This is a genomic window from Pseudanabaena yagii GIHE-NHR1 (genome assembly GCF_012863495.1).
Classification (GTDB): Bacteria; Cyanobacteriota; Cyanobacteriia; order Pseudanabaenales; family Pseudanabaenaceae; genus Pseudanabaena; species Pseudanabaena yagii.
The window spans coordinates 3,486,005-3,498,331 of the sequence record NZ_JAAVJL010000001.1 but is presented as its reverse complement, the minus strand read 5'-3'; the positions used below and the strand labels follow the sequence as shown (position 1 = coordinate 3,498,331).

8 protein-coding genes are annotated in these 12,327 nt (G+C 42.7%); 3 read left to right on the top strand and 5 right to left on the bottom strand.

Annotated elements, in window-relative coordinates:
• Nucleotides 1-97: 97 nt before the first annotated feature.
• The 3 genes from HC246_RS15965 to HC246_RS15955 form a co-directional block, all read right to left on the bottom strand.
• On the bottom strand, nucleotides 98-1,294 hold the full coding sequence (locus HC246_RS15965; protein WP_169364247.1) for a Coenzyme F420 hydrogenase/dehydrogenase, beta subunit C-terminal domain: 1,197 nt from the start codon (nucleotides 1,292-1,294) through the stop codon (nucleotides 98-100).
• A gap of 621 nt (nucleotides 1,295-1,915) precedes the next feature.
• Nucleotides 1,916-2,998 carry a hybrid sensor histidine kinase/response regulator gene (locus HC246_RS15960; RefSeq protein ID WP_169364246.1) on the bottom strand — a complete coding sequence of 361 codons (1,083 nt, stop codon included), beginning with the start codon at nucleotides 2,996-2,998 and terminating at the stop codon, nucleotides 1,916-1,918.
• A 240-nt stretch (nucleotides 2,999-3,238) separates the two neighbouring features.
• Complete coding sequence (locus HC246_RS15955; protein ID WP_263972490.1) at nucleotides 3,239-4,357, bottom strand: ATP-binding response regulator; 1,119 nt, start codon at nucleotides 4,355-4,357, stop codon at nucleotides 3,239-3,241.
• 295 nt (nucleotides 4,358-4,652) lie between these two features.
• Here HC246_RS15955 and HC246_RS15950 point away from each other — a divergent pair, with 295 nt between their 5' ends.
• Together HC246_RS15950 and HC246_RS15945 are read left to right on the top strand one after the other, a co-directional pair.
• Nucleotides 4,653-6,236, top strand: coding sequence for a Ppx/GppA phosphatase family protein (locus HC246_RS15950; RefSeq protein WP_169364245.1), 1,584 nt, complete (start codon nucleotides 4,653-4,655; stop codon nucleotides 6,234-6,236).
• Nucleotides 6,237-6,497: 261 nt separating this feature from the next.
• A complete protein-coding gene (locus tag HC246_RS15945) occupies nucleotides 6,498-8,477 on the top strand; it encodes a cation:proton antiporter (RefSeq protein WP_169364244.1) in 1,980 nt (659 codons plus the stop codon).
• A gap of 107 nt (nucleotides 8,478-8,584) precedes the next feature.
• Here the strand turns inward: HC246_RS15945 and HC246_RS15940 are convergent, their stop codons facing one another.
• Nucleotides 8,585-9,811 (bottom strand): protein phosphatase 2C domain-containing protein, encoded by a 1,227-nt coding sequence (locus HC246_RS15940; protein ID WP_169364243.1) that lies wholly within the window; start codon nucleotides 9,809-9,811, stop codon nucleotides 8,585-8,587.
• 75 nt (nucleotides 9,812-9,886) lie between these two features.
• Between HC246_RS15940 and fbp the strand changes: the two genes are divergently transcribed.
• Nucleotides 9,887-10,921: a class 1 fructose-bisphosphatase gene (gene fbp / locus HC246_RS15935; RefSeq protein ID WP_169364242.1), complete on the top strand. Its 1,035-nt coding sequence runs from the start codon at nucleotides 9,887-9,889 to the stop codon at nucleotides 10,919-10,921.
• A gap of 38 nt (nucleotides 10,922-10,959) precedes the next feature.
• Here the strand turns inward: fbp and HC246_RS15930 are convergent, their stop codons facing one another.
• Nucleotides 10,960-12,114: a pyridoxal-phosphate-dependent aminotransferase family protein gene (locus HC246_RS15930; RefSeq protein ID WP_169364241.1), complete on the bottom strand. Its 1,155-nt coding sequence runs from the start codon at nucleotides 12,112-12,114 to the stop codon at nucleotides 10,960-10,962.
• Between the last annotated feature and the right edge of the window lie 213 nt (nucleotides 12,115-12,327).

The window sequence follows — 12,327 nt, the reverse complement described above, 5'->3', positions numbered from 1 at the left end:
CACCTTGCAGGCTGTTAGGGATTTTTGAATTTTGAAAATGCCTAATACCTAACAGATTGTTAGGTGCTATAAAAAAGCGGCGCAATGCGCCGCTTTTTTATACTTTTGGTAACTGGTACTGAGCAATAATTCGCTTGGCAAATTCGGGGACGTGGGCTTCTAGCTTTTTGGGATAGTTGCGGCGCACGTAGAGATAATTGCGGACAAAGTGGGAATCGATGGAAAAACGTCCATATTCCAAACCCTTAGGACCAATCTTATTCACGACAAAACTAATGAGCCAAGCTAACCAAATTGGCAAAGTTACGGCTTGATCGTATGCCGAGATGCCTTGCTGCACTGCGGCGCGGCGATCGCCATTAGAGATGACTGGCTGAGTTTGTAATTGATCCTTGATTAACTCCAGCATCTCTTTGCCAGTCTCATTTCGCACTACGATCCATTGCCAGCCAAAGGTTGCACCCATATAGCCAACGACAATATCCGCGAGGGCATTGGTGTAGTCAAAGCAAGTCATGCAGGATGGGGCAAATACATCCTTGAGTTCCTTAGTATTTAACCCAAAAAATGGCACTAACTCCGTCGAACCGTCGGAATGTTTGAAATGCACATTAAAGTCCTGCATGAATTCATAATGCACTACGGTTTCAGGCGATCGGCTAGTGGTATCCAGAAATTTCTGTAATCCTTCTCGCGTGACGTTATCGGTGCAGGGTGTCCCTAGTACATAGAGCTTTTCTAAGCCTAATTCTTTCTCGACCGTTCTCAGGGCTTGGATTTGGCAGCCGACACCGATCGCTAAAAGCCTCTTGATCCCTGAATGCTCGATCTGCTCTAACACCGAGAGATTGGGCGAAAGCGTCGGTTTATTGACCCGCGCCGCCAAAATTTCTTCACGGGTACGGGCAATCACAGGCTGGGGCTTAAAGCGATCGCTAGCACTAGACTGCACACAGACCACGCCTTCGACTAAACCTTTTTCGAGCATCTCGATCGCCAAAGTAGACACAATGCCTGTCCATTGCGCCCCTTCGATCGGTTCAGTTTTACGTGCAGCGATCATTTCTTGATGCACACCGAAATAAAGCTCTTTTTCATTATCGAGATCACGCGATCGCCCATGGGATTGCGTCTCTAGTTCATCAATATGCTGAGTGATAAACGCGCAAGCCTCTTTGACGTAATGAATGTAATAGGTATCACAGAGACCACATTCACTGCACAATTCTTTGGCGGGGCGACGCTGGACATCTGCGAGACCCTTTGCCTTGCGATGGGATGGGACAACCGACATTTTGCTATTTCTGACTATATGGATCTAACGTAGATCATATCAGTCAAGAGATTGGAGTCACGATGCGACTCCAATCTCTTACTTTTAACCTTAAGGGACTTGCTATTAGTTAAAGTATCTATGGCTTCGACTACGCTCAGCCAACGTTAGCTGAGCGCAGTCGAAGCTAGACAACTTTGGTGGGACATTTTTTATCCGCAAGAGCCTTACAGCAATTTTCGATCAAACGAACCACAAGATATTTTCTAAAAAGCTTGCTTCGCAAGCTTTTTAGAAAATATCTTGGTTTGGTTTTGAGAGCAAAGCGCTGTAGAACTTACGCAATATTGTGGTAAGAATGGACGACACTTCGTGCCGCCTATTCTTACCTATTTAGCATGAGTAATTTACTAAGTTTTGAGTGTATGTGGCACAGGCGAAGCCCTCACCATCGTATTTTAAAGGTATTCATATACTTGACACACCAAAGAACTCTTTGCCCTCACCCACTTCGACAGGCTCAGTGCATCGCCTAGCCCCTCTCCCGCAGGAGAGGAAAACAAGAAAAATATCTTACTCCCCTTCTCCTGCGGGAGAAGGGGTTGGGGGATGAGGGGGTGCGTCAGGTATATTAACGCCATTTTAAAGAGGTATGGCAATGCAGATGCTGGTTCCTAAGGCTTCTTCGCTGTGAATATTGATATTACCGCCATAAAACTCTACTAAAGTTTTCGCTAAGACCAAACCTAATCCCATCCCCTGTTGTTCGTAAAATCGGCGTTCAAACTGGATATATGCACCAATATTCGCAATTTGCGCTTTTGTCATCCCCCGTCCATGATCTTTGATTGTCAATACCCAATGTGCATCAGTGACATAACTGCTTAAGCAGACCTTAGTGCCTTGGGAGGAATATTTAAACGCATTGTCAATTAATTCATCGGCAATTTTAATTAAATCTTCGGATGACATTCTTAAATCAACTTCAGTAATGTCTAGCTCCAAATCCTCTAGGCGCTCATATTCTCTAGCCTTGCGATCGCCAATATTGCTAAAGACGACAAAACTATTGCAGGGATACTGAGCAGTGAATCTGGGCTGACCTTGCGATCGCAACAGCAATAACTTGCTATAGAGCAAATAGTTTTGGATCAGACGATAGAGACGCTCGGCAGAACGATGAATACCGTTAGCATATTCATAAACCTCCGAGGCAGTGACTTCTTCACTTTGCATCATCAGGAGTTCGGATAGTCCCATAATTCCTGAAAGTGGAGTCTGTAACTCATGGGGTAAAGATAACGTAATGCTGCTACGCAAGGCATTCATCTTTTCCTCAATGCGTTCCTCGATCACTTTTTGTTTCCCCAAACGAACAGCGATCGCCGCTAGCAATTCATCCTTTGTGCAAGGCTTTTCGAGATAATCATCAGCTCCCAGTGACATACCCTTACGATTGCTATGGCGATCTACCATAGAGGTCAAAAACAAAAAGGGAACTGTACTAAGCTCCTTATCTTGACGCACCTGCTCTAGAACTTCATAGCCATTGAGTATGGGCATCATGACATCACATAAAATTAAGTCAGGTTGTTTTTGACTTGCTAGATATACGCCTTTTTCCCCATTTTCGGCGGTAATCACTTCAAAACCTTCAACTAAGAGTAAATCTTCAAGAGAATCTCGAATTAAGTCTTCATCTTCGATGACTAATATTCGTGCCATAAATTTTGCAACTATTTTTATACTTATGTTACCCAGATACAGCGATCAATCAGCCTCGAAAAGTACTGTTATTGTAATTCTAAATAATTTAAGAGAGTAAGCACCTAGAGACACATATAGGACTTACGCAATGCTAACGAATTTACTGGGTTTTGAGTGGATATATAGCGGGCTTCGCCCGCTATATATCCACTCGATGCGTAAGTCCTAACATAATCTCAACAGATTTTAATTATTAATCTATTCATCAGGTTCTGCACGGTTAAGCAAAATTGTAAATGTTGCACCTTTGGATTGATTGTTAGTTGCTGAAATCTCTCCCTGATGTGCTTCCACAGTCATTTTACAAAATGAAAGTCCTAGCCCAATTTGAGCGACTCCCGTCACAATATTACCCACTTCATACTTTTCAAAAATAACTTGTTTTTGCTCTGGGCTAATACCAATGCCACTATCAATTACTTGGATTTTAATTAGATCTGGACGATCAGGATTTTTCGGTAAACAATCGATTTGCAGAATAATAAAACTTTGCTGAGGAGAAAATTTGATCGCATTATCCATCAAATTATCTAATACTCGACGAATTAAATTCTTATCGGCGGAAATATAAGCTGGTTCCTGAGGGAATTTACCTAAAACGGTGATTTGCTTACTTAAGGTCAATGGTTCAAAATCATCAATTACTGATTTTGCCATTGCGATGATATCGACCTTGCTGAGATTGAGAAAAAGTTTCTTCGATTCGATCCGTCCAATCGTCAAAATATCATCAATGAGGAGGCGCATTTGCTCAATGGTTTTGCCAATTTGATCGAGTCTTTTTTGGGCGCGATCAGGCATGTCTAACGACTTGAGGGAGTCACATCCCAGCATGATCCCAATTAAGGGATTACGAAGATCATGCACTATGGTTTGCACCATTTCTTCGCGCAAGTGCATGGTGTCTTGAATGCGATCGTATTGGCTTTTGATCCTTAACATTGATCGCACGCGGGCGCGTAGTTCCATGCTGTTAATGGGCTTGCTGATAAAATCATCGGCTCCAGCATCGAGACAACGGGCAAGGTCTTCTTTATCCGATAGGGCTGTGACGATAATGATCGGAATATGCTGAAATTTTGGATTTTTTTTAAGATGCTGACATACTTCAATCCCGTCCATATCAGGCATCATGACATCTAGCAAAATAATGTCGGGTTTGATTTCTAAAATACTGTCGAGTGCTTCTGCACCGTTGTCTTTATAGTAAAGCTCGTATCCTTCTTTAAACAGCAAAATTTCAATTACATCAAAATTTGCTGGTTCATCATCTATAACTAAAACTACTGGTTGGTTGCCCATGTTGCTTGTACTCAAAGTTAGGAGGCACGAAATGTCTAACTTCTACTAGAGACTGACTTAACTGACTTAATGTAAGTCTAGAGGATTGTATCTAAATATAAGGATAAAGATTTGGCTATGTGACTAATTCACTTTATGAAATTTTTGAAAGCATGGCAAAGTGTTAGTTTCATAAATTTTGCTGGACTTTCATGTTAGTGCAAAGTGCTGTACCTAAATTAACTTTCTACAATCCTAGAAATTAACTGACTGCTTTTATTCTTACAGATTTTCATTTACCATGACTTGAGATATTTCGCGGAAACAGATCATGACCTCAGATGTCAAAACTCTAGCAGCGATCGATGTGGGTACAAATTCCATTCATATGGTAATTGTACAAATTAAGACTTCGATTCCTAGTTTTACTGTGATTGAGTCGGAAAAAGCAACCGTCAGACTAGGAGAACGTTGTGCTCAAACGGGAAATTTGACTGAAGATGCTATGCAGCGATCGCTAGAAGCTTTGAGGCGATGTCAAGAGATCTGTCGTACTCAAAAAGTGGAAGAAATTGTGGCGGTGGCAACCAGTGCCACTCGCGAGGCTCCAAATGGGGCAGAGTTTATTCGCCGCATTCACGAAGAATTAGGACTATATATTGAAGTAATTTCTGGACAAGAGGAAGCCCGCCGCATTTATTTGGGTGTAATTTCGGCAATGGAACTCAGGGATGAGCCACATTTATTAATTGATATCGGTGGCGGTTCTACAGAAATGATTTTGGGGGATGGAAGAGATCCAAAATATCTGAGTAGTACTAAGATTGGGGCAGTAAGGCTAACGGATTTATTTATTAGTACCGATCCAGTTTCCCAAACGGAATATGATCGCCTATTGGGATATATTCTCGGTTCGATTGAGCGACCTACGGATGATTTGCGATCGCTGTTGCAGGAAAAAAATATCAAATCAATCAATGCGATCGGCACATCGGGAACCATTGAAACGCTAGCGATTTTGCATTCTAAGGAAAAGACGGGCTTAGTTCCTAGTCCTTTACAAGGTTATGAAATTCCCTTTGCTGATTTAGAAAATATTGTTTGGCGGTTACGTCGGGCGAATTTGGATGAACGTACAGCGATGGTACGCCAAAAGAGAGCAGAAATTATTTTGGCGGGAGCCTTAATTTTATTAGAAACAATGCGGTTAATGGGAATTCCCAAAATTACCCTTTGCCAAAGTGCTTTACGCGAAGGTTTAGTCGTCGATTGGATGATTCGGCATGGCTATATCGAAGATGGCTGGCGCTATCAAAGTACTGTTCGCGATCGCAGCATTCTCAAACTTGCCGATAAATATGGCATTGACACTAAATATGCTAAACAGGTTGCCGATCATGCTCTGAGCATTTTCGATCAAACTAAAGGTATATTCCACGAATGGAGTGACAATGAGCGACATTTGCTCTGGGCGGCGGCGATGTTGCATAATTCGGGACATCACATCAGCCATGACGCTCACCACAAGCATTCCTATTACCTAATTCGCAATGGGGAATTATTGGGCTATACCGAGTCAGAAATTGAAGTAATTGCCAATCTTGCTCGCTATCATCGTAAGAGTGAACCCAAGAAGAAACATGATAATTTCCAACGTTTAGGAAGTGAACGCTTGAAGTTATTTATTCGCCAAGCTAGTACCTTTTTGCGATTGGCAACAGCTTTAGATCGTCGTCAAATTGGAGCGATCACCTCCATTCGTGTGGTTTGTAGTCCTCGAACCCGTGCTTGCTCATTGCAACTCACCCCCAAACAACATCATGATCCCTGTACTCTAGAACTTTGGAGTCTCGATTATAAAAAACAACCCTTTGAAACGCAGTTTAACGTTACGCTGTCAGTATCATTAGATTAGATCGAGTTAGAACTTCGTAAGGGACCGGATAAAAAATATCCCACCAAAGTTATCTAGCTTCGACTTCGCTCAGCTAACGTTGGCTGAGCGGAGTCGAAGCCACAGGTACTTTAATTAATAGCAAGTCCCTAATCAGCTAATCTACTATAGCGGCTGTCAAATGGGTGCGTAATCATTTGAAAACCAAAAATCAATCCCAGTAAGAGTTTTTAGTTTGCATTTTGCCTACGACAAAACGCAAACTGCTATAAGAGCTAGGTCATGGAAGGTTCTCTTTCTTTAATCATTATTATCGCGATCACCGCAGGGATTTCTGCTCGTGTCATTGCGAACTTTTTCCGTGTGCCCAGTATTGTCTTTTTATTACTGTTTGGGGTGGCTCTGGGGGGGAATGGCTTTAATTTAGTACAGCCAAGGCTATTAGGTGATGGTTTAGAAGCGATCGTTTCAATTTCTGTTGCCCTGATTCTCTTTGATGGTGGACTAAATCTCAAACTTCAAGAACTGGGTAAGGTTTCCGCAAGTTTACGCAATTTGATTACCATTGGTACGCTAATTACCTTGATTGGTGGTGGTATTGCCGCCTATTGGTTGAGCGAATTTCCTTGGACGATCGCTTTCTTATATGCTGCCCTCGTCGTCGTTACTGGTCCCACGGTAATTAATCCCATTGTTGAAGAAGTGGGACTCGATCGCCGCCTTGCCACAATTCTTGAGGGAGAGGGAGTACTGATTGATGCGATCGGCTCAGTGTTAGCAGTTGTAGTTTTAGATGTTGCCTTAAATCCTGCGGCAGGAGCCTTTGAGGTGGTTAGCGATCTGGGATTGCGGCTAGGTGTGGGCGGTGCAGTCGGTGCGATCGCAGGATGGCTACTCGGTAAGTTTTTGCAACGGGCAACATTTTTGGCGGAAGACACCAAAAGTGCTGTAGTTGTAGCCGCAGTCCTCGCACTCTTTGGTCTTGCCCAAGAAATTCAGAGTGAGTCTGGTCTAACGGCAGTCGTGGTCATGGGCATCATTCTCCGAGCTTCAGAAATTCCGAATAGTCGCGCTTTGCTGAAGTTCAAAAGTCAGTTAGTAGCACTGATTGTGTCAGTGCTATTTATTCTCCTTTCCGCTAACCTATCTATTCCGAGTATCTTTGCACTCGGCTGGGGCGGCGTGCAGACGGTGCTCTTTATGATGTTGATTGTACGCCCAATTAATGTCATCGTCAGCACATGGAATAGTAGTTTCACATGGCGACAAAAGGCATTCTTGGCATGGTGTGCGCCGAGGGGAATTGTGGCGGCTTCCGTTGCTTCGCTATTTTCGATTTTATTAACGGAACGAGGAGTCAATGGTGGGGAATCAATTAAAGCACTGGTCTTTCTGACGATCGCAATGACCGTATTTTTGCAGGGATTGTCTGCCAAATTAGTAGCAAAGTTATTGGGGCTTACTCAAGGTGATATCTCAGGCTTAGTAATTGTCGGAAGTAATCCCATTGGCATTCTGGTAGCGCGTCTCTTTCAAGCCAATGGTCAGAGGGTCGCGCTGATTGATACCAATGCTGAACTTTGTAAACAAGCTGCCGAATATGATATTCCTGCCTTTGTCAGTAATGGACTAGATGCGAAATCCCTCGCCGAAGCAGGGCTTGATTCTGTAGGAACCTTTGTGGCTCTGACGATTAATACTGATGTTAATATCGTGATTGCTCAGCTAGCCATTAAAGAATTTAATCCACCGAAGGTATTTGCTATTTATGTCAAAGAAGTGGAAAGCGATCGCAGTCAGCCTGAAGTCCAGCAAGCTTTTAGCGCACGTGTACCAATTAAAACTTGGAATCAATATATTCTGCAACGGGAAGTGAGAGTGGGAGAATTTCTATTGATATCTGAAGAAATTGAAGAGCAATTAAATCGCTTTAACACTCTATTTAATGCAGGAATGTTGTTGCCATTGCTATTCGAGCGTAAAGGACAATTACAAATCGTCTCGGCGGATATGAATTGGGAAAAAGGCGATCGCATTGTCTATTTGCTATATACACCCAAAACTTTACCCCCCGCTCAATTTGAAGTATTGCCGCCCAATACCCTTGATATCACGCCAGTAGTGCTTTCTGATCTCGACATTGCTCAAAAGACCAGTGATTCCACTTCCTCTAGTTTACAGAAGGGGAAAAATGGTGCAGTTTCCTCTAATTCCGATTATTTCTTGAATATGGCAAAGGATATCCTCAAAAGGCGCTCTTAATTATGTAGCGTTTACTAGTCTAATTAGTTTCTCCACCTTCGGTGGAGAAACTAACCTCTGTAATTAGCTTGTTTGAAAAGTGTTATGGAAGTATTGCTAAGCAAAAATTACAACTCACACAAAATAAGGATGGCTGTGATGTTGTCATGTCCATTCATATTATTACCCAGATCAATGAGATAGTCTAAGCCAGTCTCAAGGTCAATTTCTTTATTTAAGATTGGTAATAAGTAATTTTGCCAGTGTTGCTCGATCGCATTGTTATCACACAAACCATCAGAACATAATAAAAATAGAGTTGGCTCAGTTAAGCTGAAGAATTGAATAGCAGGCTCAAGGCGATCGCTAGGATTGGGACCTAAGGCTTGAGTTAATTGATGGGCATCAGGTCGCGCCATAGCCGATTCGCGATCCATACCGAGATCCATTAATTGATTGCAGACTTCATGATCGCGTGTTAGTTGGACTAATTGGGAATTCGATACTTGATAAATCCGACTGTCACCTACATGGGAAATTACGAAGTTTAAGTCATGTAATGCCAGCATTACTAGAGTAGTTCCCATTCTTCCTAGGGCAAGCCTTTGCTCATCTTCATTCTTAGTGAAAATGGCTTGATTGGCATTTGTAATAATCTCATTTAATTTCTTTTCCCCAGGTAAAGTATCTACCCAAAATGGAAGGAACTGATCAATAATGGAATTTACTGCCATCTTACTTGCTTCGGCTCCCCCTTCATGTCCACCCATCCCATCGCATAACACAAATAAACCGCGATGACTGCGATCTCTTATTTGACTTTTGCCTTGGATACTACGAGTTTGAAAGATTGTAGCGAAATCATCCTCATTGCGATTGCGGTCTCTACCGACATCAGTTTTGCCAGCATAGTAGACATTTTGTAAATGTTTGCTTGGTATGATGAGCGTACTTTGTAAAGATGGGTCTACATTTATTGCATTATCAGATACATCATCGGATAAAGAAGATAAGGAGTTATTTACAGAATCTGTTTCCAGTAGTCTAATCTCCTCTTTTTCAAGAATCTCTTCGGGGATTTTGACTGGAATAGTAATGGCGATCGCATTATCTATAAATTCATCGAATTCGTTGTCTATTCCTTGACGCTGAAGATCCACATCATCCAGATGATTATCTATGGGGGATTCATTTACTTCCGATACTTCAGAGTCAAGATCTATGGATAGCGGTGGAGCGATTTCAAAATCCTCCAATGCCTGACTGACAAATTCATGAGTAAGCTTAGAGCCACAAAATTGACAAAATTGATAATTATCGGGATTGATGGCGTTGCAACTAGGACAGGTACTCATAAGTTATGTCTAGATTGGCACAATAGTTAAAAATTGGCTTCATAATGGGGGAGAAGCATTAAAGTAATCGCCCCCATGACCGATTCTACCAGACTCAACCCTGCTCAAGAGATTACTCTTGGTCGTGACTTTATGACACTCTCGCAACATGTCCTTTCCCAGTGTGGCACATTTTCCCCTGAGTCATATGATCTGAGTGCATTGATGGGGCGAATTGGCTTAGCAGGTAAAACGATCGCTCGCCATCTTAGCCGTGCAGGTTTAATGGAAAATGTATTGGGATTTACAGGGGAGGTAAATGTCCAAGGTGAAGCGGTCAAGAATATGGATCGTTATGCCAATCGAGTATTTTTGAGGGCATTTGAGCAAAGTGGCTTAGTTTGTCGGCTTGCCTCGGAGGAAATGGAAAAGCCTTACTATATTCCTGAAAATTGTCCCATTGGTCGCTATACCTTGCTCTATGACCCTATTGATGGTTCGAGCAATATTGACGTAAATTTAGCGATCGGCTCAATCTTTTCGATCCGCCAACAGGAAGGTAATGACGAATCGGGAGAAGCTTTAGATCTGCTTCAGTCAGGGCGCAAACAAATTGGTGCAGGTTATATTCTCTATGGCACAAGCACAATGTTAGTTTATTCCCTTGGTATTGGTGTCCATGCGTTTACTCTTGACCCTAGTATTGGAGAATTTATTCTATCTCAAGAGAATATTCATATTCCTGCACAGGGTTGCACTTATAGTGTGAATGAAGGAAATTTTTGGCAGTGGGAACCACCTATGCGGGAATATGTCAAGTATATTCACCGTCAAGAGGGATATTCGGCACGTTATTCAGGGGCGCTAGTAGCAGATATCCATCGGATTCTCTTTCAAGGTGGTGTGTTTCTCTACCCTGGTACAGTCGGTCATCCCGATGGAAAGTTGCGCCTACTTTATGAGTCTGCACCGTTAGCATTTTTGGTTGAGCAAGCAGGTGGAAGAGCTACTACGGGTACTCAAGAGATTTTGGATGTAATCCCCAAAAAATTGCATAGTCGCACACCATTAATTATCGGAAGTTCAGAAAATGTCAAACTAGTAGAGTCTTTTTTACATCAAAAAACCTGAGTAGCAGCGCTTCGCAATGCTACTCAGGTTGGAGAAAATTAGCCGTTTAAAACTTCGATCGCCGCTTTGACACCAACACCATAGGTGAAATTGGTGTAACCAAGGGCAGCAATAGATGCTTCGAGGGCAGCAATAGCGGTGAGAACATCGCGATCGCTAACAAAGCCCAAGTGCCCAATGCGGAAAATCTTGCCATTGAGGTGATCTTGTCCACCAGCCATGACAATATCAAACTTCTTCTTGATCGTGGCGCGAATCTTTTCTGCTTCTAGCCCTTCGGGAGGCACAACAGAGGTAATCGAGGCACTAGCGGCATCGTCGGGAGCCAACAAGCCCAGATTTAGAGCCTTAACTGCGGCACGGGTTGCATCACGATGGCGGAGGTGACGCGCAAAGATATTTTCTAAACCTTCACGCTGCATGATTTCTAAGGAAGCTTGCAAGGCAATCACCATATTTACCGAGGTGGTGAAAGGAGTGGAATTTTTGGCAGCATCTTTGCGAGCTTTGCCCAAATCGAGATAGTACTTCGGTAAATCTGCGGTTTTGTAAGCTTCCCATGCTTTTGGACTAACAGACACAAATCCTAATCCGGGGGGGATCATATAGCCCTTTTGCGAACCAGAACCAACCACATCTAGTCCTAATTCATCGATAGGAACATTCATTGCGCCCAAACTGGTGACAGCATCAACAATGATCAGTGCCTTTTCATGGGCTTTCACATATTTGTTAATTGCGACAAGATCATTGAGAACGCCTGTAGAAGTTTCGCTATGGGTAATAACTACAGCTTTGATTTCTTTATTGGTATCTGCTTCTAGCTTGACGCGGAAATCTTCAGGATTTAGAGGTTTGCCCCATTCCGCTTTGATTACTTCAACATTTAGTCCATAGGCTTGAGCAACTTCGACCCAGCGTTCGCCAAACTTGCCATTATCACCAACAAGGACGCGATCGCCTTTGCTTAGAAAATTAATGATGCCAGCTTCGATTGCCCCAGTTCCGCTTGTGGTGAGAATCAATACATCATTGGTGGTTTGGTGCAGCCATTTGAGCTTAGCAGTCACATCTGCCATGATCTTGCTAAAATCGCCGCTACGGTGTCCGATCGGAGCTTTTGCCAGAGCCAACAGTGCCTGTTCAGGCACAGGTGTTGGACCTGGGATCATTAACATCAACTTATCTTCCATGAGTCGAAATCTTTTAATGCTTGGTTAAATACTAGATCTAGTATTGTACGCATTAAATAGACACTACAGCGCGTTACGCCGAATTAAAAACCAGAGAAATTTTTGAAAGCACTACTTCGTAACGCTTTCAAAAAATACTTCAAGCTTCAACAATCTCTAGAATCTAGATTTAATCAAGAACCAAATTTTTTGTTTTCGCCACGCTACCAAACA

Bases quoted from the DNA above. Each gene is read 5' to 3' on its own strand.
- HC246_RS15965 (WP_169364247.1), bottom strand. From the start codon at position 1,294: ATGTCGGTTGTCCCATCCCATCGCAAGGCAAAGGGTCTCGCAGATGTC.
- HC246_RS15960 (WP_169364246.1), bottom strand. From the start codon at position 2,998: ATGGCACGAATATTAGTCATCGAAGATGAAGACTTAATTCGAGATTCT.
- HC246_RS15950 (WP_169364245.1), top strand. From the start codon at position 4,653: ATGACCTCAGATGTCAAAACTCTAGCAGCGATCGATGTGGGTACAAAT.
- HC246_RS15945 (WP_169364244.1), top strand. From the start codon at position 6,498: ATGGAAGGTTCTCTTTCTTTAATCATTATTATCGCGATCACCGCAGGG.
- HC246_RS15940 (WP_169364243.1), bottom strand. From the start codon at position 9,811: ATGAGTACCTGTCCTAGTTGCAACGCCATCAATCCCGATAATTATCAA.
- fbp (WP_169364242.1), top strand. From the start codon at position 9,887: ATGACCGATTCTACCAGACTCAACCCTGCTCAAGAGATTACTCTTGGT.
- HC246_RS15930 (WP_169364241.1), bottom strand. From the start codon at position 12,114: ATGGAAGATAAGTTGATGTTAATGATCCCAGGTCCAACACCTGTGCCT.